Annotated in this window: 19 protein-coding genes and 1 tRNA gene; 12 read left to right on the top strand and 8 right to left on the bottom strand. The window is 70.2% G+C overall.

Annotated elements, in window-relative coordinates; genetic code table 11:
* The first annotated feature begins 24 nt into the window (after positions 1-24).
* The 4 genes from IQ292_RS04215 (at position 25) to IQ292_RS04200 (ending at position 5,109) form a co-directional block, all read left to right on the top strand.
* Positions 25-1,605, top strand: coding sequence for a lysine--tRNA ligase (locus IQ292_RS04215; protein WP_203309065.1), 1,581 nt, complete (start codon positions 25-27; stop codon positions 1,603-1,605).
* A gap of 96 nt (positions 1,606-1,701) precedes the next feature.
* Positions 1,702-2,901: a Na+/H+ antiporter NhaA gene (gene nhaA / locus IQ292_RS04210; RefSeq protein ID WP_203309064.1), complete on the top strand. Its 1,200-nt coding sequence runs from the start codon at positions 1,702-1,704 to the stop codon at positions 2,899-2,901.
* On the top strand, positions 2,898-3,902 hold the full coding sequence (locus IQ292_RS04205; protein ID WP_203309063.1) for a histone deacetylase family protein: 1,005 nt from the start codon (positions 2,898-2,900) through the stop codon (positions 3,900-3,902). Before nhaA ends, IQ292_RS04205 begins: the two co-directional genes overlap by 4 nt.
* Complete coding sequence (locus IQ292_RS04200) at positions 3,874-5,109, top strand: MFS transporter (RefSeq protein ID WP_203309062.1); 1,236 nt, start codon at positions 3,874-3,876, stop codon at positions 5,107-5,109. The genes IQ292_RS04205 and IQ292_RS04200 overlap by 29 nt, the downstream gene beginning before the upstream one ends.
* A 56-nt stretch (positions 5,110-5,165) precedes the next feature.
* Here IQ292_RS04200 and purH read toward each other — a convergent pair whose 3' ends face one another.
* The 4 genes from purH to IQ292_RS04180 all read right to left on the bottom strand — a co-directional run bounded on the left by purH (position 5,166) and on the right by IQ292_RS04180 (position 10,667).
* Positions 5,166-6,728, bottom strand: coding sequence for a bifunctional phosphoribosylaminoimidazolecarboxamide formyltransferase/IMP cyclohydrolase (gene purH, locus IQ292_RS04195; protein ID WP_203309061.1), 1,563 nt, complete (start codon positions 6,726-6,728; stop codon positions 5,166-5,168).
* 160 nt (positions 6,729-6,888) lie between these two features.
* The gene (locus tag IQ292_RS04190) at positions 6,889-8,625 is read right to left on the bottom strand and encodes a heparinase II/III family protein (protein WP_203309060.1); all 1,737 of its coding nucleotides are present in this window, start codon (positions 8,623-8,625) and stop codon (positions 6,889-6,891) included.
* Positions 8,622-9,278 (bottom strand): ribulose-phosphate 3-epimerase, encoded by a 657-nt coding sequence (rpe, locus tag IQ292_RS04185; protein WP_203309059.1) that lies wholly within the window; start codon positions 9,276-9,278, stop codon positions 8,622-8,624. Before rpe ends, IQ292_RS04190 begins: the two co-directional genes overlap by 4 nt.
* Positions 9,279-9,347: 69 nt before the next feature.
* Positions 9,348-10,667, bottom strand: a complete 1,320-nt coding sequence (locus tag IQ292_RS04180; protein WP_275298272.1) for an RsmB/NOP family class I SAM-dependent RNA methyltransferase — start codon at positions 10,665-10,667, stop codon at positions 9,348-9,350.
* A 117-nt stretch (positions 10,668-10,784) separates the two neighbouring features.
* On the opposite strand from IQ292_RS04180, the gene IQ292_RS04175 reads away from it, so the two are divergent.
* Together IQ292_RS04175 and IQ292_RS04170 are read left to right on the top strand one after the other, a co-directional pair.
* A complete protein-coding gene (locus IQ292_RS04175; protein WP_203309057.1) occupies positions 10,785-10,946 on the top strand; it encodes a DUF1674 domain-containing protein in 162 nt (53 codons plus the stop codon).
* Positions 10,947-11,042: 96 nt separating this feature from the next.
* A complete protein-coding gene (locus IQ292_RS04170) occupies positions 11,043-12,875 on the top strand; it encodes an AsmA family protein (protein ID WP_203309056.1) in 1,833 nt (610 codons plus the stop codon).
* A gap of 53 nt (positions 12,876-12,928) precedes the next feature.
* Here IQ292_RS04170 and IQ292_RS04165 read toward each other — a convergent pair whose 3' ends face one another.
* Together IQ292_RS04165 and tsaD are read right to left on the bottom strand one after the other, a co-directional pair.
* A complete protein-coding gene (locus IQ292_RS04165) occupies positions 12,929-13,900 on the bottom strand; it encodes an NAD(P)H-dependent glycerol-3-phosphate dehydrogenase (protein ID WP_203309055.1) in 972 nt (323 codons plus the stop codon).
* A complete protein-coding gene (gene tsaD, locus IQ292_RS04160; RefSeq protein ID WP_203309054.1) occupies positions 13,897-14,925 on the bottom strand; it encodes a tRNA (adenosine(37)-N6)-threonylcarbamoyltransferase complex transferase subunit TsaD in 1,029 nt (342 codons plus the stop codon). Before tsaD ends, IQ292_RS04165 begins: the two co-directional genes overlap by 4 nt.
* Positions 14,926-15,011: 86 nt before the next feature.
* On the opposite strand from tsaD, the gene hemC reads away from it, so the two are divergent.
* The 3 genes from hemC to IQ292_RS04145 are packed head-to-tail and all read left to right on the top strand — an operon-like array spanning position 15,012 to position 17,505.
* On the top strand, positions 15,012-15,926 hold the full coding sequence (gene hemC, locus IQ292_RS04155) for a hydroxymethylbilane synthase (RefSeq protein WP_338057583.1): 915 nt from the start codon (positions 15,012-15,014) through the stop codon (positions 15,924-15,926).
* Entirely contained in the window at positions 15,926-16,606 is a 681-nt protein-coding gene (locus IQ292_RS04150; protein WP_203309052.1) for a uroporphyrinogen-III synthase, read from the top strand. Before hemC ends, IQ292_RS04150 begins: the two co-directional genes overlap by 1 nt.
* Positions 16,603-17,505, top strand: a complete 903-nt coding sequence (locus IQ292_RS04145; protein ID WP_238940792.1) for a hypothetical protein — start codon at positions 16,603-16,605, stop codon at positions 17,503-17,505. The genes IQ292_RS04150 and IQ292_RS04145 overlap by 4 nt, the downstream gene beginning before the upstream one ends.
* A gap of 3 nt (positions 17,506-17,508) precedes the next feature.
* Here IQ292_RS04145 and IQ292_RS04140 read toward each other — a convergent pair whose 3' ends face one another.
* Together IQ292_RS04140 and IQ292_RS04135 are read right to left on the bottom strand one after the other, a co-directional pair.
* A complete protein-coding gene (locus tag IQ292_RS04140) occupies positions 17,509-18,297 on the bottom strand; it encodes a DUF72 domain-containing protein (protein WP_203309051.1) in 789 nt (262 codons plus the stop codon).
* A gap of 246 nt (positions 18,298-18,543) precedes the next feature.
* Positions 18,544-18,618 (bottom strand) — tRNA-Gly (locus tag IQ292_RS04135).
* Positions 18,619-18,758: 140 nt separating this feature from the next.
* On the opposite strand from IQ292_RS04135, the gene IQ292_RS04130 reads away from it, so the two are divergent.
* From IQ292_RS04130 to IQ292_RS04120, 3 genes are read left to right on the top strand one after another with little or no spacing between them, the layout of a single operon-like run.
* Positions 18,759-19,520, top strand: coding sequence for an ImuA family protein (locus tag IQ292_RS04130; protein WP_203309050.1), 762 nt, complete (start codon positions 18,759-18,761; stop codon positions 19,518-19,520).
* Positions 19,414-20,967 carry a Y-family DNA polymerase gene (locus IQ292_RS04125; RefSeq protein WP_238940791.1) on the top strand — a complete coding sequence of 518 codons (1,554 nt, stop codon included), beginning with the start codon at positions 19,414-19,416 and terminating at the stop codon, positions 20,965-20,967. The genes IQ292_RS04130 and IQ292_RS04125 overlap by 107 nt, the downstream gene beginning before the upstream one ends.
* Positions 20,964-24,329 (top strand): error-prone DNA polymerase, encoded by a 3,366-nt coding sequence (locus IQ292_RS04120; RefSeq protein ID WP_203309049.1) that lies wholly within the window; start codon positions 20,964-20,966, stop codon positions 24,327-24,329. Before IQ292_RS04125 ends, IQ292_RS04120 begins: the two co-directional genes overlap by 4 nt.
* The last annotated feature ends 40 nt before the right edge of the window (positions 24,330-24,369 follow it).

Raw genomic sequence — 24,369 nt, 5'->3', positions numbered from 1 at the left:
GGGGGCTTAGTCCCCCGGCGCATCATGACCGACGACCTTCGCACCATCGCGCTCGCATCCAAGGCCTGGCCCTATGAAGAGGCGCGCAAGCTTCTCAAGCGGTGGCCGGACGGCAAGCCCGGTGGCGCGCCGATCCTGTTCGAAACCGGCTATGGCCCGTCGGGTCTACCGCACATCGGCACGTTCAACGAAGTCCTGCGCACGACGATGGTGCGCAATGCCTTCAAGGAATTGAGCGACCAGCCGACGCGTCTGATCGCGTTCAGCGACGACATGGACGGGCTGCGCAAGGTGCCCGACAACGTGCCCAACGGCGCGATGCTCGCCGAGCATCTCGGCAAGCCGCTGACGCGCATCCCCGATCCGTTCGGCAAGTTCGACAGCTTCGCCGCGCACAACAACGCGATGTTGCGTGCGTTTCTCGACCGTTACGGCTTCGACTACGAATTCGCCTCGTCGACCGACTATTATACGTCCGGGCGCTTCGACGACGCGCTGAAGGGCGTGCTGCGTCACTATCAGGGCATCATGGACGTGATGCTGCCGACGCTGCGCAGCGAACGGCGCGCCACCTATTCGCCGATCCTGCCGATCAGTCCCGTCACCGGCGTCGTGCTGCAGGTGCCGGTCGAGGTCGTCGACGCCGAAGCCGGCACGATCGCCTTCGTCGACGAGAGCGGCGAGCGGGTCGTCCAGTCGGCGCTGGGCGGGTTGTCGAAGCTGCAGTGGAAGGTCGATTGGGCGATGCGCTGGGTCGCGCTCGACGTCGATTACGAGATGGCGGGCAAGGACCTGATCGATTCGGTCGTCCAGTCGTCCAAGATCGCGCGCGTGCTCGGCGGCCGCCCGCCCGAAGGTTTCAACTACGAGATGTTCCTCGACGAAAAGGGCGAGAAGATCTCCAAGTCGAAGGGCAACGGCCTGTCGATCGACCAGTGGCTGACCTATGGTCCGGAGGAGAGCCTGGCCTTCTTCGCCTATCGCGAGCCGAAGAAGGCGAAGCAGCTGCATTTCGGCGTCATCCCGCGCGCGGTCGACGACTATTGGCAGTTCCGCGGCAACTACCCCAATCAGCCGCTCGCGCAGAAGCTCGGGAATCCGGTGCATCATATCCATGCCGGCGAGGTTCCGGCGGAAGCGCTGCCCGTCACCTTCGGTCTGTTGCTCAACCTCGTCGGCGTGATGGGCGGCGATGCGACTCGCGAGCAGGTTTGGGGCTATCTGGCCAATTACGTCGGCGACGCGACGCCGGAGCGTTATCCCGCGCTCGACCGGCTGATCGGCCATGCGCTGGCCTATGCCCGCGACTTCGTCGCGCCGACGCTGCACCGGCGCGCCCCCGAGGGGATGGAGATCGAGGCGCTGCGCCGGCTCGATGCCGACCTCGCCGCGCTGCCCGAGGGCGCGGGGGCGGAGGACATTCAGAACATCGTGTACGAGATCGGCAAGACGGCGGGCTTCGCCGAGCTGCGCGACTGGTTCAAGGCGCTGTACGAAACGCTGCTAGGCTCCAGCCAGGGTCCGCGCATGGGCAGCTTCATCGCGCTCTATGGCGTCGCGAACAGCCGCAAGCTGATTGCGGAGGCGCTGACCAAAGCGGCCTGACCCGCAGCCGTCGCGCGCGGTTCGGTCGCTTGCGCGGATACGGGCCCGGCGCGGGTTGGACTTGCCTCCGCCCGCGAAGCCGGTACCCGGGGGAAGATGAGCATTCTGCCCCACCGGGCGCGATCGGCGCTGCGCACGTTTCTGTCCAGCGAGGCGGCGGCGGGCATCATCCTGATCGCGGCGGCGGCCATAGCCTTGATCCTGGCCAACGTGCCCGCGACCGCCCCCGGCTATGCCGCTCTGCTCGACCTCAGGACCGGCCCGCTGCTGTCGCCCGAGCACGGGGCGATGACGGTGCATCTCTGGATCAACGACGGGCTGATGGCCGTCTTCTTCCTGCTCGTCGGCCTGGAGATCAAGCGCGAGCTGGTCGACGGCCAGCTCGCCAGCGCCGCCGATCGGCGCCTGCCGTTCCTGGCCGCCGCGGCGGGCATGATCGTGCCTGCGCTCGTGTTTCTGGCGGTGACCGGGTCCGACCGGGCCCTGCAGCCCGGCTGGGCGATTCCCGCCGCGACCGACATAGCCTTCGCGATCGGCGCGCTCGCCTTGCTCGGGCCGCGCGTGCCGCCACAGCTCAAGCTGCTCCTCGCGACGATCGCGATCGTCGATGACATGGGCGCGGTCGCGATCATCGCGGTCGCCTATACCGATCACGTCGATGCGATGGCGCTTGGCGTCGCGGCCGCCACGGTCGCCGGGCTGTACGTCCTGAACCGGCGTGGCGTCCTGACCTTGTGGCCCTATCTGCTCGGCTTCGCGGCGCTGTGGCTCGCGATCTTCATGTCGGGCATCCACGCGACCATCGCGGGCGTCGCGACCGCCGCGCTGATCCCCTTCCGCGCGACGTCCGATGCGGCCGATCATCGCGGGTCGCCGCTGCATCGGCTCGAGCACGCGCTGTCGCCCTGGGTCGCGTTCGTCGTCGTGCCGCTGTTCGGCCTTGCCAATGCCGGCGTGCCGCTCGCGAACACCAGTCTGGCGACGCTTGTCGAGCCGCTCGTGCTCGGCATCGCGCTGGGCCTGTTCGTCGGCAAACAGGCGGGGATCTTCGCCGCGATCTGGCTTGCGGACCGGCTCCGCATCGCGCGCCGCCCGCACGGTGTGTCGTGGCGCCAGCTCTATGGGATGGCGCTGGTTGCAGGCATCGGGTTCACGATGAGCCTGTTCATCGGGGGCCTGGCCTTTACCGACCCGGCGCTGCTCGACCGGGTCAAGGTCGGCGTGCTTGCCGGGTCGATCGCTTCCGCGCTCGCCGGCATGGCGCTGCTCGCCACGGCGCGGAGACGGGACGCATGAAAATCTTCCACCACCCCGACCAGGCGCTCCACGCGCCGACACACGAATTCCACAACGGCGCGCTCGCACCGCATGCCGAGGTTCCCGGGCGGATCGCCAACATCCTCGCCGTCATCGGCCCGACGCAGCAGCCCGACGATGCGGGGATCGATCCGATCCACGCCGTGCATTCGCCCGCCTATTGCGCGATGCTACGCGACGTTCCCCGGCTCTGGCGCGAGGCGGGGCGTGCCGGCGACGCGATCCCCTACGCCTTTCCGGTCGTCGGTCGTCGACCATTGTCGTTGACTCGCGTCGATGCGCTGCTCGGCGCGCATGCGATGGACAGCGTCACGCCGGTGACGCCCGATACCTGGGCCGCCACCTACGGCAGCGCACAGGCCGCGCTGGCCGCGACGCGCGCGGTGCTGGCGGGGGAGCGGGCCGCCTTCGCGCTCTGCCGCCCGCCGGGTCATCATGCCGGTCCGGATTATTGCGGCGGCTATTGCTACCTCAACCACGCCGCGATCGCGGCACAGTCGGCGCGCGATGCGGGGGTTGCGCGCGTGGCGATCCTCGACATCGACTATCATCACGGCAACGGCACGCAGGACATCTTCTGGCGCCGGGGCGACGTCTTCTACGCGTCGCTGCACGCCGATCCCGCGACCGATTTTCCCTTCTACTGGGGGCATGCCGACGAGCACGGGGAAGGCGACGGCTTCGGCACGACGCGCAATCTGCCGTTGCCGCGCGGGACCGACGGAGCGGCGTTTCGCGCCGCGCAGGATCGGGCGCTGAAGGCCATCGCGGACTTCGACCCGGGCTTGCTGATCGTCAGCTTCGGCGCGGACACGTGGGAGGGCGACCCGATCTCCGCCTTCCGCATCGCGACCGGGGACTATCGGGGGATCGCATCGGACATCGCCGCGTTCGGCTGGCCGACGGCGATCATCATGGAGGGCGGATATGCCGTCGACGCGCTCGGCACCAATGTCGCGGCCTTCCTCTCCGGCTTCTGACCTTCATCGCCAGGGCAGCGCCGCCTATCGTCACCTGACCCTGGCGATGCTCTTCGCGGGATTCTCGACCTTTTCGCTGCTCTATGCGGTGCAGCCGCTGCTGCCTTTGTTCGCGCGCGACTATCGGCTGAGCGCGGAGGGCGCGTCGCTCGCCGTATCGCTGGCGACCGGGCCGCTGGCGATCGGCATCCTGTTCGCCGGCATCATCAGCGACCGGGTCGGTCGCCGGCCGATCATGATCGGGGCGATGTTCGCGGCGGGTGCGCTGACGCTCGCCGCCGGGCTCGTACCGGGCTGGCACGGCCTGCTCGCGCTGCGGCTGCTCACCGGTCTTGCGCTCGCCGGCGTGCCGGCGGTGGCGATGGCCTATGTCTCCGAGGAAGTGCATGCCGACTCCGTCGGCGCGGCGATGGGGCTGTACATTGCGGGCAGCGGCATCGGCGGCATGGGCGGGCGGCTGGTCGCCAGCCTGGTTTCCGACGTGGCCGGCTGGCGCTGGGCCCTGGCGGCGGTGGGCATCGCCGGCCTTCTGATGGCGGAGACGTTCCGTCGCCTCGCACCCGCGTCGCGCGGGTTCGTACCGGGTGGGCGGGTCGGCGGCGGGCTGCTTGCGCTCGTCCGCGACGCGGCGCTGCCCGTGCTCTATGCCGAGGCGTTCGTGCTGATGGGCGTGTTCGTCACCGTCTACAATTATGCCGGGTTCCGTCTCGTCGCGCCGCCCTATGCGCTCAGCCAGGCGGCGGTCGGCGCCGTGTTCCTTCTCTACATATTGGGATCGCTGAGCTCGGCCTGGTTCGGCACCCAGGCGGGACGCATCGGCCGGCGGCGGATGTTCTGGATCCCGGTCGTGTTGCTGCTCGCCGGTCTCGCGATCGGGGCGGCGCGCCCGCTACCGCTCGTCGTCGCGGGCATCGCGCTCGTGACGATCGGCTTCTTCGGTGCGCATTCGATCGCCAGCGCCTGGGTCGGCCGCCGCGCGCGCAGCCAGCGCGGCCAGGCGGCGGCCCTCTACCTCTTCTTCTATTATCTCGGCTCGAGCGTGCTGGGGTCGGCGGGCGGCCTCGCCTGGACGCATCGCGGCTGGCCTGGCGTCACGCTGTTCTGCGGCATCCTCGCGCTGCTGGCGCTGGCAGGCGGCGCGTGGCTCGCGCGCGTCCCGCCATTGCCCGATCCCGAGGAGACCGGGGTTTCTCCCGTCGAGGCCTGACGTCCTCCCCGGGCGGGGTGAGGGCCGGTACCGCTTCCGCGTACGTGGATCAAATTCTAGTGGCGGAAGTGCCGCATGCCGGTGAAGACCATCGCCAGGCCCGCCGCATCGGCGGCGGCGATCACCTCGTCGTCGCGGATCGAGCCGCCCGGCTGGATCACCGCGGTCGCGCCCGCCTCCACCGCCGCCATCAACCCATCGGCAAAGGGGAAGAAGGCATCCGACGCCACCGCCGATCCGATCGTGCGCGGTTCGGACCAGCCCGCCTTGTCGGCCGCATCCTTCGCCTTCCATGCGGCGATGCGCGCCGACTCGAGCCGGTTCATCTGGCCGGCACCTATGCCCGCGGTCGCACCATCCTTCGCATAGACGATCGCATTCGACTTGACGTGCTTGGCCACCGTCCAGGCAAAGCGGCAATCGGCCAGTTCCCGCGCGGTCGGCTGCCGCCGGGTGACGACCTTCAGCTCGCCCGGAACACCAGCATCGCGGTCCTGTACCAGCCAGCCGCCCGCGATCGACTTGGCGAACAGTCCCGCGCGCCGCGCGTCGGGCAGGTCGCCGGTCAGCAGCAGGCGGAGGTTCTTCTTGGCCGCGAACAGGGCCAGCGCCTCCTCGTCCGCGTCCGGTGCCACGACGACCTCGGTGAAAATGCCGGTGATCGCCCTGGCCGTCGCGGCGTCGAGCGGGCGATTGACCGCGATGATGCCGCCGAACGCCGACACCGTGTCGCAGGCGAAGGCCTCGGCATAGGCCTGCTCGAGACTTGCCGCGGTCGCCACGCCGCAGGGATTGGCGTGCTTGACGATCACGCAGGTGGGCGCCGCCTCGCGGAACTCGGCGACGAGTTCCAGCGCCGCGTCGGCGTCGTTTAGATTGTTGTAGGAAAGGTCCTTGCCCTGCACCTGCCGGGCCTGGCCGATGCCGGCCACGCCGTCGTTGGCGGTGTAGAAGGCCGCCGACTGGTGCGGGTTCTCGCCATAGCGCAGCGACGCCGCGCGCTTCAGCGTCACGGGCAGGACCGGCGGGAACGCCTCGCCCTGGTCGACCGTGCCGAACCAGCGCGCGATGGCACCGTCATAGGCCGCCGTCGCGGCGAAAGCCTTCGCCGCAAAGACGCGCCGCTGGTCCAACGTCGTCTCCCCCGCCTCCAGGGCGGCATAGTCCGCCGGATCGGTGACTATCGCGACATAGGCATGGTTCTTCGCCGCCGAGCGCACCATGCTCGGGCCGCCGATGTCGATGTTCTCGATCACCGTATCGCGGTCGGCGCCGCGGGCGACCGTCGCCTCGAACGGATAGAGGTTGACCACGACCAGATCGATCGCGCCGATGCCGTGCGCCGCCATCGCCGCGGCATGGTCGGGATCGTCGCGCACCGCGAGCAGGCCGCCATGGACCATCGGGTGCAGCGTCTTGACGCGGCCATCCATCATCTCCGGAAAGCCGGTGAGGTCGCTGACGTCGCGCACGTCCAGACCCGCCTCGCGAAGCGTTTTCGCGGTACCGCCGGTCGAAACCAGCTCGACACCCTTGGCCGCGAGACCGCGTGCCAGATCGACGACGCCCGTCTTGTCGGATACGGACAGCAGGGCGCGGCGGATGCGGATCGTCGACATGAGAGGCCTTCTCGGGGGGAGGAAACGTGCGCGCTCCCCTAGCGGGGGATGGGACGCGGGAACAGATGCGAGTTGCGCCCGACGATCTCCGATCGGCTCTCCGTGGGGCCAGCCGGCATCACCGTCGGTCGGGCCGGACGGGAACCACAGCGCTCGCCGTTCAGATCGCGCGCTTCAGCGCCCAGCTGACGTTGGCGCCGCCAGCGGGCGCTTCGCCCGTCACCACCAGCTGCTGCGTCGTCACCGGCCGCCCGTCGCCGTCGATCCACAGCGAGTCCTCGATGCCGAGCGCGCCGCCGCGGCAGCGGAACTGCCACAGCGCGCCGCCGGGCAGGCGCAGGATCGCCGCCAGGCCGTCTGCGGTCGCTGACGCCTCCACCCCGGCGCCCAGATGAAAGCGGATCGCAAAGCCGGTGTTGCCGCTCTTGCGCTTGCGTCCCTGCGGCAGCAGCGCGTCCTCGCCGCGCAGCTCGCGCCCGTCACCCGTCAGCATGAGCTGGCGGCGATGGACGAAGCCCCAGCGGCGGACATAGCCGTCGTGGCTCGCCTCGATCCGGCTCGCGGTGTCGGATTCCTGCCGGCTCAGCTCGACCTCGGCGACGCCGCGGCCCAGCGTGCCGTCGCTCAGGATCGCGGTCGAGTTGCTGTCGGACAGGGTCAGCGTCGCATGCGCCGCCGTGGTCCGCAGCGCCTCGGCGAGGGATGCCGGCAGCTGCGCCACCGACGCGCGCGCGCCGCCGCAGTTGACCACGATGCGCGCCGGCCCGTCGGAGAATTCGAAGGCAAGCGTGGAGGCGCAGCCCCCCGCCACCATCTTGGCCACCGGCGGCGGCGCGGCATCGACGATCAGCACCGCCGTACCCGCCGCCAGCCGCTGATAGCCCCAGTCGCGCGCCTGGCGCAGGGGGCGGGTGCGCACGCCGCTCGCGTCGATCACCGCCGCGATCTGCTCCGCGGTGGCGGGTCCGCCGCCCTGCCAGCTCGAAAGCGCCCGGTCGCCGTGCATCACCCCGAGCAGCGCGGGCACCATGCGGGTCAGCGCTGCCTCGGCCGGCGCGAACAAGGGTTCCCGGCGCGCGGCATAGACTTCGCGCAGGGTGGCGATCAGCTGGATCGTATCGAGCAGCATCGCGGGGCTGCGCGATACCGAGCCGCCGTCCTCCGTCAGGCCGGTCTGCAGCGCGCGCGCCAATCCCGCTTCGCCGAAATCCTTGCGCGGGTCGCCACCGGGGATCAGCAGCCCCGCCGCGACGACGCCGCACCAGGCGGCGACGCGCGGCGCACCCGGCGCGGCCTTGTCCGCACCGCGGTCGAGATGGCGCGCGCCGCGGGCCAGCGTGTTGAGGACGCTGGAGCGATAGACGAGATCGGTCGACGACAGGATCAGCGGCGCGTGCGCGGTCCAGTAAAGAATGCGCCGTCCCCACAGGTCGGGGCGCCACGCCAGCGCGTCGACCTTGTCCGCATAGTCGGCGAGCCAGCGCCCCATGAGGTGCTCGGCGACGGGAGATCCCTGCGCCCGCGTCGCGACGGTGGACAGGTCACGCAACCAGGCGAAGCTATGCACATATTCCGCGAACGGCTTGCCCCAGTCACGCCGGCGGAAATCGAGCGCGTCGATCGGATGCGCCTCGCCGCGGAAGGCGATCTCGCCGCGCAGCAGCGCCTGGCCGCGCTTCGCGTCGCCCATCACGGGATCGTCGGGCACGGCGATCAGCTTGAGCGGGTAACGCCCCCTCAGCCGCATCGCATGGATCGGCGTGCGCCACGTCAGCCGGTGGAAATGCTCGCTCAGCCGTTCGGCAAGGCTCAGACCCTTGTCGCCGCCGACGCGCATCAGCCGTCGGCCTTCCTGGATCGAGTCGGGCGCCAGGTTCGGCGGCAGCGCGTCGCTCATCCCCGCAGGGCCGCGATATTGGCCGCATAGGCATCGGGTCCGCCGCGGAACACCGCTGTGCCCGCGACCAGCGCATCCGCGCCCGCCTCGATACAGCGCCTGGCGTGGATCGCGTCGACGCCGCCGTCGACCTCCAGGTCGATCGCACGGCCGGTCATGTCGATCATCTTGCGGATCGCGGCGATCTTCTTGAGCTGGCTGTCGATGAAGCTCTGGCCGCCGAAGCCGGGGTTGACGCTCATCACCAGCACCAGATCGACCATGTCGATCAGATAGTCGAGCATCTTGGCGGGCGTCGCGGGGTTGAGTACGACGCCGGCGCGCTTGCCCAGCGACTTGATATGCTGGACGGTACGGTGGATGTGCGGGCCGGCCTCCGGATGCACCGTCAGCGTGTCCGCGCCCGCCTCGGCGAAGGCGTCCAGATAGACGTCGACGGGCGAGATCATCAGGTGGACGTCGAACGGCTTGGCGGTGTGCGGGCGTAGCGCCTTCACCACCGCGGGCCCGATGGTGATGTTGGGGACGAAATGTCCGTCCATGACGTCGATATGGATCCAGTCGGCCCCCGCCGCGTCGATCGCGCGGACTTCCTCGCCCAGCTTGGCGAAATCGGCGGACAGGATCGACGGGGCGATACGGACGGGCTGCATGGTGGCTCTCTAGTCGCAGGGATGGTGATTACAACACCTACTCCCCTTCCGGACGCGGAACGGAAGGGATCATTCCTGCCGCCGCAGGCGCGCGATGAAGAAGCCGTCGCATCCGCCCGCTTGCGCCAGCATGCCCGGCAGCGTGCGGACGTAACCGCCCTGCGCGACCGGCACGCCCTCCGGCAGCAGCGTCGCGTCGGGCGGATCGATCGCATAATCCGGACGGGCCGCGAGGAACCGCTCCAGCTGCATCTCGCCCTCGGCGGGTTCCAGGCTGCACGTCGCATAGACCAGGCTGCCGCCCGGCTTCACCCACTCCGCCGCCCGCGCGAAGATACGCGCCTGCAGCGTGGCCATCTCCGCGATGACGCGATCGTGCGCGCGATACAGCACGTCGGGATGGCGACGGAAGATGCCCGTCGCGCTGCACGGCGCGTCGATCAGCACCGCATCGACCGGTGCGTCTGGCTGCCACAGCAGGACGTCGCCGGCGATCACCTCCGCCTTCAGCCGCGTGCGGTACAGATTCTCCCGCAGCCGCTTGATCCGGCTCGGCGATACGTCCAGCGCCGCGACGCCAAATCCCGCCGCCGCCAGTTGCAGCGTCTTGCCGCCCGGCGCGGCGCAAAGGTCGATCGCACGCGCGCCCTCGCGGCTCGGCCCATTCGCCACGAGCAGCCGCGCAGGGATCGAGGCGGCGATGTCCTGCACCCACCAACGCCCTTCCGCATAGCCGGGCAGCTCGGCGACGGGCGCCGCATCGTGCAGCCGGACATGGCCGGGCATCAGGCTTGTGCCGCCCAGCACCTGCGCCCAATGCGCGGTCTCGCCGGCGTCGGCGAGCGTCAGATCGAGCGGCGGCGGCGCGGCGATCGCGGTTTCGGCGCCCGCGACCATCGCCTCGCCCCAGGCGGTCTGCCATCGCGCCTCGACAGCGGGCGGCAGGGTCGGCGTCTCGGGCAGCAGCACGCCCGCGCGGACGATCGCGCCGAACACGCCATGGACCAGCTTGCGCGGGCCGCCGTCGACCAGCGGCAGGACGGTTGAAATGGCGGCATGATGGGGGGTGCCGAGCACGAGCGCCTGCACCAATGCGATGCGCAGCGCCATGCGCGCCTTGGCATCGTCGGGCAGCGGCCGCTCCGTCACCGAATCGATCATCGCGTCGAGATCGGGCAGGCGGCGCAGCACCTCGGCGGCGATGGCATGGGCCAGGCCCCGGTCGGGGCCGTAGATATGCCGCGTCGCGCTGACGAGCGCCGCCTCCAGCGGTTCGCCGCGGCGCAATACCGCGTCGAGCAGGCGCAGCGCGGCCCGCCGGGTCGCGGTGCCGAGCGGTTCGGCATTGCTGGCCGAGATGGGTTTCTTTCCGGAAGGGGGACGCGCCAAACTTGTGATCCTGGGATGAAATACCGATGTGATGGCCCGCCTTAGCGCTCGTTCGGACATCGTGCCACGCACGTTGTCCGCCGCGCCAAAGAGGCGACGAGAGACCGGAGACGCAAGATGGCCCAGCGCCCCTCGCACGTGAAGCCGCCCGCCTATCTGTCCAAGAGCCCGCCCGTGCCAAAGCCGCAGGCGACCGACCGGCCTGCGGAGGATCCGCTGGGCAAGGATCCCGTGCGCTATGGCGACTGGGAACTGAAGGGCATCGCGATCGACTTCTGACGGAGCCGGTTCCGATCGCGCGCGTCGCTGCGGGAGGAGGGCCGAAGCGGAACCAACGCCAAGGCTCGCGCGTCGCATCGGCATGAGCAGGGGGCAATGAACAGGGCCGGGCGGGTCGCCGCCATCGTCGTCGCGATCGTCGCGGGTCTCCTCTTCCTCGTCGCGCTTTTCCCCTGGGAGATGCTGCACGGGATCGTCGCCGACCGGCTGACCAAGCGCTTCGGGCGTCCGGTGACCATCGGCAGCATGGCGCGCCTCGACACGATCGGCTTCACGCCGACGATCGCGGTGCGCGACGTGCGCATACCACAGGCGGACTGGGCGGGTTCGGGCGATTTCCTGCGTCTGCGCGAGGCGCGCGTGACCTTCCCGGTCTGGCCGTTGCTCTCCGGCACCTTCCAGCCACGGGACATCCGGGTCAGCGGACTCGCACTCGCCCTGGTCCGCGCAGCCGACGGTCGCACGAACTGGTCGCGGCCTGGCGCGGCGGAGAGCGGCGGCGCCTCGACCGACCTGCGCGGGCTCACCGTTCGCGACAGCATGATCAGCTATCGCGACGCCAAGCGCGACCGCGACGCGCGATTGTCCTTCGTCTCCGACACGAATGGCCTGCGCGCCAGCGGCACCGGGACGATCCGGGGCGCGTCCGTACGGCTCGCGTTCGCCGGCGCCGCCGTGACCCAGGCGCGGCCCGGCCCCTGGCCCTTCACCGCGCGGATCGATGGTGCCGCCCTGGCGATGGCGGCGCGCGGCACGATGGATCGGCCGCTCGACACCGACCGGATGACGCTCGACCTCGTCACGCGGGCCGCCGATCTCAAGCTGATCGACGCGGTGATCGAGGCGGGATTGTTCGGCACGCAGCCGGTCGCGCTGCGCGCCCATGTCCGCCACGACGCGCCGGACTGGACCGTCACCGGCCTGACCGGCACGATCGGTCGTTCCGACATTGCGGGCCATGTCACGGTGATGAAGCGGGACGGCCGCACCAGGTTGACCGGCGCCATCGCGTCGCGACGGTTCGATTTCGATGATCTCGCCTCCGACGCCGGGCGCGCGGCGGCCCGTGCGCAGGAGGCGCGGATCGGGCCGCGCGTGATTCCGGATACGCCGATCAGCCTCGCCAACCTGGACTCGACCGACGGCACGATCGACGTCCGCATCGCGCGCGTGGTCAGCGCGGGCGGCGATACCGGGGTCACCGGGCTGAGCGGCACGCTTTCCCTCGACCACCAGACGCTCACCGTCGCGCCGCTCGCCATCCGTCTGGCCGGAGGCAGGGCGTCGGGACGCGCGATCGTCGATCAGCGCGGCGGCGCGGCGCATCCGACGCTTCGCCTCGACCTGGCGATGATCGGCAGCCGCCTCGAATTGCTGGCCGGGCAGGGCGATGTCGCCGGCCGCATTCGAGCCCGTGCCCGGCTGACCGGCCGCGGCGATACGATCCGCAGCGCGATCGCGCATGCGGACGGCCATGTCGGGCTTGTCGTTCAGGACGGCACGCTGCCGGCGAAATATGCCGCCGCGCTCGGTTTCGACGCGGGGCGGGCGCTGACGATCGGCGACGATCGGCAAGCCCGCCTGCGCTGCGTCGTCCTCGGCCTGCCCATCGTGCAAGGGCACGGAACCGTGCGTCCGCTCGTCGTCGACACCAGCCTCAGCCGGATGAACGGCGTCGGCAGCATCGTCTTTCCCGCGGAAGCGATCGCGATCCGCCTGACCGGCGCGCCAAAGCAGCGCAGCCTGTTGCGTCTCCCCGGCAGCGCGTCGCTGTCCGGGACGCTCAGCGCGCCGCAGCTCGTCGTACCCAGGGAAACCAAGTCCGTCGGCAACATCTTCAAGGCGATCGGCCGCGCTATCACCGGCCATCAGGGGCCGCTCGCCAGCGACGCCGATTGCAATGCCCTCGCGAGACAGGCCCTTCGCTGAACGCGCGCGGTGCGGGCTGCGGGGGCGCAGCGCGCCGCCCTTCGCCGGCTGGGTTATTCGCGGCGGAGCGGTCGTGCCAGCAGCGCGCCGATCACATGTTCGCGCGGCTCGCCCTCGAGGAGTCGGCAGACCGCCTCCGTCACAGGCATGTCGACGTGCGCAGCGGCCGCCGCCTCGCGCAGCACCGGCGCGGTGAAGGCGCCTTCCGCGACCGTCCGCCGATCGGCAAGAAGTTCCGTCGCGGAGCGCCCCTTGCCGAGGCCGACGCCGAGCGAGAAGTTGCGGCTGCTCGTCGACGAACAGGTCAGCACCAGATCGCCGAGCCCCGACAGGCCAGCCAGCGTCTCCGCGCGCGCGCCACGCGCCAGTCCGAAGCGCGTCATTTCCGCAAAGCCGCGTGCGATCAATGCGGCGCGCGCGTTCTGGCCCAGGCCCGCGCCCTCGACCACGCCACATGCGATCGCCAGCACGTTCTTGACCGCGCCACCGATCTCGGCGCCGATCACGTCGTCGCTCGCATAGGGCCGGAAATGCGGCGCAGCGAGCCGCGCGGCGAGCGCCTGGCCCAAGGCTTCGTCCGATGCCGCCAGCGTCACCGCGGTGGGCAGCCCCGCAGCCACTTCATGCGCGAAGGTCGGGCCCGAAAGAACGGCGACGGGCGCGCGCGGATGCACCGACCGCGCGACCTCGCCGACCAGCAGGCGCGTCTTGGCCTCGATTCCCTTCGCGCACAGCACCAGGGGCGTCGTCCCTACCGCCGTCTCGGCCAGCACGGCGCGCACGTGCTGCGCCGGCGCGACGACGAGCAGCGCATCGCATTCGGCCAAGGCGCCGAGGCTGCCCGTCGCGCGGATCGAAGGCGACAACGGTACGCCGGCGAGGAACAGGCGATTCTCGTGCGCGTCGTTGATCCCCGCCACCACGTCGGGCTCGCGTGCCCACAGGAGCACGGGCTCGCCGCGGTACGCCGCCACCTGCGCAAGCGCCGTGCCCCATGCGCCGCCGCCGATCACACCGATCTTCATGCCTTCACTCCTGCGCCGCGCACGGCCTCTGCGTCGGGGTCGAGCGGCCAGCGCGCGCGTGCCGGCGTGTCGAGCGGGTCGGTGAGCCCGGCGGCGAACCGCTCTGCGCCCGCCCATGCGATCATCGCCGCATTGTCGGTGCACAGCCACAGCGGCGGCGCGACGAAACGCAGGCCATGGTCTTCGGCCAGTGCCTGCAACGCGGCGCGCACCGCCGTGTTGGCGGCGACGCCGCCCGCCACGACCAAGGCGGTCGCGGGAATGCCGGCGATTCCGCGGCGGGTCCGGTCGATCAGGCAATCGACCACTGCCGCCTGGAAGGAGGCGGCGATATCTTCCGGTGCATGCTGGCCGACGGCGCGCGCCACCGCGCTCTTGAGGCCCGCGAAGCTGAAATGCGGCTCGGCCGATCCCTTCAGCGGGCGCGGCAGGGGTACGACCGGCCGACCGTGCGCGGCCGCGCGCTCGACCGCCGGACCGCCGGGAAATCCCAGGCCGAGCAGTTTGGCGGTCTTGTCGAACGCCTCACCCGCGGCATCGTCGATCGTCGTCGCGATCCGCCGATAGCGGGCGACGCCTTCGACGAGCAGCAGCTGGCAATGGCCGCCCGACACGAGCAGCAGCAGATAGGGAAAGGCGAGGTCGGGGTCGGACAGCCGCGGGCTGAGCGCATGGCCTTCGAGATGATTGACCGCGACCAGCGGCTTGCCGACCGCATGGGCGAGCGCCTTGCCGGTGACGAGGCCGACCATGACCCCGCCGATCAGTCCCGGTCCAGCCGTCGCGGCGATCGCATCGACCTGGTCGAGCCGCAGCCCCGCATCGTCCAGCGCGGCCGCGATCAGCGGCTCCAGCGCCTCGACATGCGCGCGTGCCGCGATTTCAGGCACTACCCCGCCGAACGGCGCATGATGCGCTTCCTGTCCCGCCAGGCGATGCGCCAGCACCCGGCGGTCGCCGGTCACCAGCGCGGCGGCGGTCTCGTCGCACGAGGATTCGAGGCCAAGGATGATCGATGCAGCCATGCTGCAGGCCCTTACGCGCTCGCGCGAAACTTGTCGAAGCCCCGCGCTTTCGCCATGGCGGCCGGGTACGGCAGGAAGGGCAAGGGGTGACCGTCAAGTTCAGGCTCGGCACGCGCGGCTCTCCGCTGGCGCTGACGCAGGCGAGCATGGTGCGCGACGCCCTGTGCGCGCGCCACGGTTGGCCGGTCGACGCGGTCGAGCTGGTCGTCGTCCGCACCACCGGCGATCGGGTGCAGGACCGTGCGCTCGCGGAGATCGGCGGCAAGGCGCTGTGGACGAAGGAGCTCGATCGCGCCCTCCTCGATCGCGAGATCGACGCCTGCGTCCACTCGATGAAGGACGTCGAGACCTTCCGACCCGATGCGATCGCCATCGCCGCGATGCTGCCGCGTGCCGACGTGCGCGATCGCCTGATCGGTGCGGCCGAGATCGCCGCGCTGCCGCCCGCCGCGGTGGTCGGCACCAGCAGTCCGCGCCGTCGCGCGCAGCTGCTCCGCCAGCGGCCGGACCTTCGCATCGTGCTGTTCCGCGGCAACGTGGATACCCGATTGGCCAAGCTGGCGGCGGGGGAGGCGGATGCGACGCTGCTCGCGGCGGCGGGGCTCGACCGGCTGGGTCGCGATACGATCGGCTATGCCATCCCGACGGACGCGATGCTTCCCGCACCGGCACAGGGTGCGGTCGGCATCGAGGTCCGCGCCGCCGACGCCGCCGCGCGGGCGATCGTTGCCGCGATCGACGATGCGGTGACGCACCGCTGCGTCCTGGCGGAGCGTGCGCTGCTCGCCGCGCTGCGTGCCGATTGCCATTCGCCGGTCGCCGCGCTTGCCTCCGTCGCCGGCACGACGCTGTCGCTGCGCGCCGAGTTGCTGGCCGAGGATGGCGGCGCGTTCGTCGAGGGACATGCGGAGGGGATGATCGGCGAGGCGATCGCCGCCGAACTTGCCGGAGACCTGCTGTCGCGCGCGCCCGATCGCGTCCGGCGCCTGTTCGGCGGCTGATGGGCTTCCTCGTCGTCCGACCCGAACCCGGCAATGCGCGGACCCTCGCGCGCCTGCGGGCGGCCGGCGGCGATGCGCTGGGGTGGCCGCTGTTCGCCGTCGAACCGGTCGAATGGGCTCCCCCCGATCCCGCGACGTTCGATTCGCTGCTGGTGACGAGCGCCCAGGCGATCCGGCACGCCGGTCCGCAATTGCGGATGCTGGCGATGATGCCGGTGATCGCGGTCGGACACGCCACGGCGTCGGTGGCGCGTGCGGCCGGGCTGCAAGTCTCGATCACCGGCACGCGCGATGTCGCCGCCGTACTGACGACGGCGGCCGAGGCCGGGCTCGTCCGTCCGCTCCATCTCGCCGGACGGGACCATGTCGCGACCGGGTCGCCCACCGCGATCGTCTATGACAGCGTCGCGCTGCCCGTGGACGCCGCCGCCTTCGCCGCGGCAGCGGCGGGGCGGCTCGTGCTCCTGCATTCCGCCCGCGCGGCCCGACGCGTCGCCGCGTTGATCCCGCAGGGCGAACGGCACGACGCGTCGATCGTGGCGCTGAGCCCCGCGGTCGCGTGCGCGGCGGGATCGGGCTGGCGTGCGGTGGCGGCGGCAGCGCAGCCGGTCGACGCGACGCTCGTCGCGCTTGCACAATCGATTGACCGTGCGGCGGGGGGCGGGGATAAGACGCTATGACCGACCATGTGCCGATCGACGCGATGCGTTCGCGCGCCCCGCGAAACGGCATCCAAGCGGGTGTCGTCATCCTGTTGGCGCTACTCGCTTTTGTCGCAGGCATCGGGCTTGCGGCCTATGCGATGAAGCGAATCGCCTGGTTTGGCGGCGCGCCCGTGCAGGCAAGGCGGCAGGCGGTCGCCGAACCGTCCGGCTTCTCGCCGTCGCAGCCGGTCAACGCCAATGACGAGGGTGCCGCGCCGGACGCAGCCGCGCTTGCGTCGCGGCAGGCGATGCTCGCCGGCCAGCTTTCTTCGATCGAGGCGCGTACCGCCACGGTGACGACGGAAGCGAATGCCGCCGCCGGGCAGGCGGCGCGCGCGGAGGGCGTGCTCGTCGCGGTCGCGACACGACGCGCGCTCGACCGCGGAACCGGGCTCGGGTATCTCGAGGAGCAGCTCCGCACGCGCTTCGGCGCCAGCCAGCCGCGGGCGGTCGCGGAGGTCATCGCGGCCGCGCGCCAGCCGGTGACGCTGGAGGATCTGCGCCAGGGCCTCGATGCGATCGCGCCGCAGATCCAGACGATCGGCAGCAGCGATCTGATCGTGAGCCTTCGCCAGGAGCTCGGCAGCCTCGTCGTCCTGCGTCGTGCCGACACGCCCTCGCCGCGTCCGGCCGACCGGCTGGCGCGCGCCCGCCGGCTGCTCGAGGGCGGGCAGGTCGAGGCGGCGCGGGCGGAGGTGCTGCGCATGCCGGGCGCCCGCAACGCCGGCAACTGGCTCTCCGCAGCGGGCCGCTACGTCGCGGCGCGCCAGGCACTCGACCGGATCGAGACGACGGCGCTCAGCATGCCCGCGCCGACACCCGTGGCACCCGCGCCTCAGCCGACGGCGCCGGCGGTGACCACGGACGGCGTCTGATCGTCAGCCCATCCGCTCGATCAGCGCCATCGCGCCATGGGGGGCGCGGATCTTGGCGCCGTTGATGAAGAAGATGAATGTGTCCCGCGCTTCGCGGGGCGGCGTGTCGGGGCTGGCATAGGGCAGGCCCGGCGGCTGTTCCCCCGCCGCCCAGCCGCGTGCGATCCCGGCCCAGCGATCGAGCGCCGGATCACTGTAGCCGTTCGGCTGCGCGTCCTCGGCCTGTTCCAGTCGCGCGTACACGAAGTCCCCGGTCACGTCGGCGATGGCCGGATAGTCGGCGGAGTCGGCGAAGGCGATCGCCACCCCGGAGTCGCGTGCCATCGCGACGAAGGCCGGATCGGCGAAGCTTTCGTGCCGCACCTGCACCGCATGGCGGAGCGTGACGCCGGCATGGGTTCTAGGCAGCAGCGCAAGGAAGGCGCGCATGTCGTCGGGATCGAAACGCTTGGTCGCCATGAATTGCCACAGGATGGGGCCCAGCCGGTCGCCAAGCTCGACGATGCCCTGTCCGACGAACCGCTCGATTGCTTCGCCGGCGTCCGCCAGCACCTTGCGGTTGGTACAGTATCGCGATGCCTTGAGCGTGAAGACGAAGCCGTCGGGTACGCTTGCCGCCCAGGCGGCGAAACTCTGCGGCTTGAAGCGGGAATAATAGGTGCCGTTGATCTCGATCGCGGTCATCCTGGATGCGGCATATTCCAGCTCGCGCTTTTGCGGCCATCTTTCGGGGTAGAAGCTTCCCCGCCACGGCTCGTAGGTCCAGCCGCCGATCCCGATTCGAATGGTCATGGTCGTGGTATACGCGCAGGGCGCGGTCATGGGTGAGCCGTCGCTATGTCGCGTCGGCGACAGAATGCGTGCCCGAAATTCCCCGGCTGGCGGCTTCGCTGATGTGCGATCCAGCTAAACCGGATCGGGCCGCCGCCGCTTCCACGCACGGGGATCAGACTCTATCCACGCAAAGCAGCGTCCGCGTCGATGGGGAACAGATGGCTTCGCGAGAAGCCCGGCATGTCCGGCAAGTCTTCGAGAGACTGGAGCGGGCGAAGGGATTCGAACCCTCGACCCCAACCTTGGCAAGGTTGTGCTCTACCCCTGAGCTACGCCCGCTCTGGCGCCTTGAGCCGGCGAACCGGCTGGGTGAGGCGCGGCCACTAGCAGGGGGTCCGAGGGTGCGCAAGCATCTTGTGCATGCGCAGCGAAAGATTCCGTCTTGGCGACTCGCTATGTAGAACATTACAAGAACATATATGCCCGACTCGACTGCCTTGATCGCCCGGCTGCGGCGCATTGCCGCGGGTACGGCCATGCTGCAAGCCACATCGGCCAGCCCCGACGGCTGGCTGAAACGTGGCCTGGCGCGTGGGCAACTGCATGAAATCTATGCGGTTCAGGCGGAAGATGGCGCGAGCGGCGCGGGATTCGGCATCGCCACGGCGCTCGCCGCCCGCGCCCTGCCGCTGTTCTGGCTGAGGACGGAGGCGGCGGAGCAGGCCCAGGGTCGGCCGCATGCCGGCGGACTGGCCGAATTGGGGCTCGGCGCCGATTCGCTGGTGTTGGGTATCCTGCCCGACGAATCGGCGTTGCTGCGCGCTTCCGCGGATGCGGCGCGTTGCGCGGGACTCGGCACGCTGTTGGTCGAAACGGTGGGCCCCGCACGCGGGCTGGACCTCACCGCGACCCGGCGGCTGATGTTGGCGGCGGAAGGATCGGGCGTGACCGTGCTGTCGCTGCGCGTCGCGGCGACGCCCGCGCCCAGCGCCGCCGCGACGCGCTGGAGCGTGCGGGCGGCGCCGTCGCGTGCGCTGGAGGCGGATGCGCCCGGCGTACCGGCCTTCGACGTCGAATGCCTGCGTCGCCGCGGCGGCCCGGCGGGCGAGAGTTGGCGTGTGGAATGGGATCGAGATGCCCAGAGTTTCCGTGGCGCGCCGGTATCTGGCGCTGGTCTTTCCGTGGCTGCCGATCGAACGGTTGCGCACCACCCGGCCGCACCTGTTCGCCGGTCGGGATGAGACGCCTGTCGCGTTCACCGAAACGGTCGGCAATGCGACCCGGCTCACCGCGGTGAACCTGGCGGCGGCGCGCCTGGGGTTGGAGCCGGGGCTGACGCTTGCCGACGCCCGGGCGCGCGTGCCCGAGCTCGAAGCGTTTCCCGCCGATCCCCATGCCGATCTGGACTGGCTGGAGCGACTGGCGGAAGGCTGTGCCCGCTACAGTCCTACCGTCGCGCTGGTGCCGCCGTCCGCACTCGTCGTCGACATCGCGGGCTGTACCCATGCTTTCGACGGCGAGCGGCCGCTGGCGGCGGACGTGGAGGGGCGGATGGCAAGGCGCGGCATCCTCGTCCGCCATGCCTTCGGCGACACGCCGGAGATCGCGCTGGCCCTCGCCCGCTATGCCGGAGGTCCCGCGCCGGACGAGAAGAGCGCGGTGCGCCGCCTCCCCGTCGCGGCACTGGAACTCGATCCCGACGATGCGGTCGCGCTCGCGCGCGCCGGCCTGAAGACGGTCGGCGACGTGATGGCGCGGCCGCTTGCCGGCATCGCCGCACGCTTCGGGGCAGACGCCGCGACCGCGGTCCGTCGCCTGTCGGGAGAGGTGCAGACGCCGGTCAAGCCATGGGTCCGCCAGGCGCCGGTGATCGCCGAACGCCGCTTTGCCGAACCGATCGCCCGGACCGAGCATGTGCTGGCGGTGATCGCCGATCTTGCCGGCGAGGCGGCGGCGATGCTCGAGACCCGTCATCAGGGTGGCCGTCGCTGGATCGCGCGATTGTTCCGCGCCGACGGTCACGTCCAGCCGCTCCCCATCGAAACCGGGCAGCCGACCCGCGACGTGCCGTTGTTGATGCGGCTGTTCGCCGAGCGGATCGACGCACTCGCCGATCCGCTCGATCCCGGCTTCGGCTATGACCTCGTCCGTCTCGACGTCGCACTTGCCGAACGCCTCGATGCCGCGCAGCTCCAGCTCGAGGGCGGGGAGGGCGGCACCGAGCAGCTCGCCGGTCTGGTCGATCGACTGTCGACGCGGCTCGGGCGCAACCGGCTGCGCCGTTTCGTGCCCCGCGACAGCCATATTCCCGAACAGGCCGAATTGATGCTGCCCGCCACGGCGCCCGCAGCCGCCGCGGCGGCATGGCCGCAACCCGAGGAGGGAGAGCCGCCGATGCGGCCGATCTATCTGTTCGATCCGCCCCAGCCGATCGAGAGCGTGATGGCCGAAGTGCCCGACGGCCCGCCGCATCGCTTTCGCTGGCGCCGCCGGCTGCACGAGGTCGCGCGCGCCGAAGGGCCCGAGCGGATCGCCGGCGAATGGTGGCGGCGTCACGATGCGACCATCCCGACCCGCGACTATTACCGGGTGGAGGATCGCCGCGGTCGGCGTTTCTGGATATTCCGTCATGGCCTGCATGGAGAAACGGAAGATCCGCGCTGGTATCTACACGGCCTGTTCGCATGATCGGCCCCGTCCGCGCGATGGGTGAGGCGCCGCGCTTCGCCGAACTCGTCGCCGCGACGCATTATTCCTTCCTCCATGGCGCGAGTGCGCCGTCGGACATGGTATCTCGTGCGGTCAAGCTCGGCTTCGCGGGGATCGGAATCGCCGATCGGAATACTGTCGCGGGGGTCGTGCGCGCCTATGACGCGCTGCAGCGCGCGAACAAGGGGCTGCTCGGTGCGCGCCTGCCATCCTACGATTTCAAGCTGGCGGTGGGCGCCAGGCTGGTCTTCGTCGACGGGACGCAGGACATCGTCGCCTATCCCGCCACCCGCCATGGCTGGGGACGGCTGACCCGGCTTCTCACCACGGGCAACCGGCGGGCCGTGAAGGGCGGCTGCATCCTCGGGATCGGCGACCTCGTCCGGCACGCGGACGATCTGTTGCTCATCGTGCTGCCGTACAGCAGCATCGGCGATACGCCCCCGATACCCCATCCGGACGCGGCGCAGGGGCCGCTGCCGCCGCGTCGCGGCGATGCGAGCCTCGCCGCGACGCTGACGCGGCTGCGCGCCGTCGCGGCCGGGCGGCTGTGGCTGGGCGTTTCGATGCCGCGCGGGGGTCGCGACCGGCGCAGTCTGCTGCGCCTGGCGCGCCTTGCCGACACCGCCGGCGTTCCGCTGCTTGCCACCGCGGACGCGCTCTACGCCAGCCCCGACGCGCGTGCGCTTCACGACATCGTGACCTGCATCCGCGAAGGCGTCACGGTGCAGCGCGCCGGGCGGCTGCTCGCCGCCAATGCCGAACGGCACCTGAAGGCGCCGGAGGAGATCGCGCGCCTCTTCGACGGCTGGCCGGCGGCGGTGGCGCAAAGCGGCGTGTTGCTGGACCGGATCGATTTCGACCTTGGCCAACTGCGATACGAATATCCGCACGAACCGGTGCCGATGGGCTGGGATGCGCACGACTGGCTCGAACATCTCGTCTGGCAGACCGCACTCGACCGCTACCAGGACCGCGTTCCCGACAAGATGCTGGGTCTTCTCCGCGACGAGTTCGCGCTGATCCGGGAAAAGGAATATGCCTATTATTTCCTGACCGTTTACGACGTCGTCCGCTACGCGCGCAGCATCGAGCCGCCGATCTTGTGCCAGGGGCGCGGGTCGGCGGCCAATTCGGCGGTCTGCTTTCTGCTGGGCGTCACGTCGGTCGATCCGATGGAGCACGATCTCTTGTTTTCGCGCTTCGTCTCCGCCGAGCGCGACGAACCCCCCGACATCGACGTGGATTTCGAACACGAGCGGCGCGAGGAGGTGATGCAGTACATCTACCGGCGCTACGGCCGTCACCGCGCTGCGATCGCGGCGACGGTGATCCACTATCGGCCGCGCTCCGCGGTACGCGAGGTCGGCAAGGCGCTTGGCCTGACCGAGGATGTGACGCAGCGGCTGACCAGTACCGTCTGGGGCAGCTATGCCGGCAGGTTCGAGGAGAAGCATCTGGCGGAAAGCGGGCTGGACCCGGATTCGCCGGAGATCGTGCGGCTATACGGCCTGGTCGAGCAGCTGCTCGAATTTCCGCGCCACCTGTCGCAGCATGTCGGCGGCTTCGTTCTCACCCAGGGGCGGCTCGACGAGACGGTGCCCATCCACAATGGCGCGATGAAGGACCGTACCTTCATCGAATGGGACAAGGACGACATCGATTGCCTGGGCCTGATGAAGGTCGACGTGCTCGCGCTCGGCATGTTGACCTGCATCCGCAAGGCGTTCGACCTGATGCGCATGCACGGACTGGGCGATCCCGCGCTCGATACGGTGGCGATGGCGGAGGACGACGCGGTCTACGACATGCTGTGCAAGGGGGATAGTATCGGCGTATTCCAGGTGGAAAGCCGGGCGCAGATCAACATGCTGCCCCGCCTCCGCCCGCGCCGGCTCTACGACCTCGTCGTTCAGGTCGCGATCGTCCGGCCCGGCCCGATCGAGGGGGACATGGTGCACCCCTATCTGCGCCGCCGGGCCGGCAAGGAGGCGGCCGACCTGCCTTCGCCGGACCCCCGCTTCGGCCCGGCGGACGAACTGCAGACCCTGCTCAAGGATACGTATGGCGTGCCGCTGTTCCAGGAACAGGCGATGAAGCTCGCCATCGTCGCTGCGGAGTTCACGCCCGAAGAGGCGAACCAGCTGCGGCGTGCGATGGCGACGTTCCGCAACGTCGGCGGCATGCACAATTTCCACGCCAAGCTCGTCGAAGGCATGGCACGCCGGGGGTATCAGCGCGACTTCGCCGAGCGGTGCTTCAAGCAGATCGAGGGGTTCGGCTCCTATGGATTTCCCGAAAGTCATGCACTCAGCTTCGCGCGGCTGGTCTATGTCTCGAGCTGGATCAAATGCTTCCACCCGGCGGTCTTCTGTGCCGCCATCCTGAATTCCCAACCGATGGGCTTCTATGCGCCCGCGCAACTCGTGCAGGATGCGCGCGCGCATGACGTCGTGGTGCGGCCGGTCGACGTCAATGCCAGTGCATGGGACACCGTTTTGGAACGCTGCGAAGACGGCAAGCTCGCGGTGCGGCTCGGCTTTCGCCAGATCGACGGTTTTCGCGAGGATTGGGCGCGTCCGATCGTGACCGCGCGCGTCGACCGTCCTTTCGAGGGCGTGGAGGCGCTTGCCGCACGCGTCGACCTGCCGCCGCGCGCGTTGCGGCTGCTCGCGGACGCCGATGCTTTCCGTTCGATCGCGCTACCGCGACGCGACGCCTTGTGGGAGGTGCGTCGTACGCCGCCCCGTCAACTCGCCCTGTTCGCCGCCGCCGATGCACCGGAAATGGCGGCGGAACCTTGCTCCGCGCTTCCGGCGATGCCGGCCAGCGAGGAGGTGGCGACGGATTATCAGACCACACGTCTGTCGCTCAAGGATCATCCGATGCGCTTCCTGCGCCCGATGTTCGCGGCGGAAGGCGTGCTGTCGAGCGAACAGGCCGCAGGCGCCCGTGACGGCCGGCGGACCCGCGTCGCCGGCGTCGTGCTGGTCCGCCAGCGACCCGGCAAGGGGAATGCGATCTTCGTGACGATCGAGGACGAGACAGGAATCACCAATGCGCTTCTGTGGGCGCGGGATTTCGAGGCGAATCGACGGGTCGTCATGGCCGCGCGGTTGCTGGTCCTGGAGGGCGTCATCCAGCGCAGCGAAGAAGGCGTCGTCCACCTGATGACCACGCGCGCCTACGACCGCACCCACGAATTGGCGCGCCTGTCCCGGGGGGACGTCGATTCGATGATCCGGTCAAAGCCGATCATGGCGCAGGATTCGCGCGGTCAAAGCGGCCGCGGCCACCCGCGCGACGTCAGGATCCTGCCGAAGTCACGGGATTTCCACTGATACCCAAGCGAAGCCAACATGATCCATAATGGACCATAAT

Origin of the sequence: Sphingomonas beigongshangi, assembly GCF_016820445.1 — a bacterium.
Taxonomy (GTDB): domain Bacteria; phylum Pseudomonadota; class Alphaproteobacteria; order Sphingomonadales; family Sphingomonadaceae; genus Sphingomonas; species Sphingomonas beigongshangi.
Note: the sequence above shows the minus strand (reverse complement) of the source record. Positions and strands in the feature narration are given on the sequence as shown.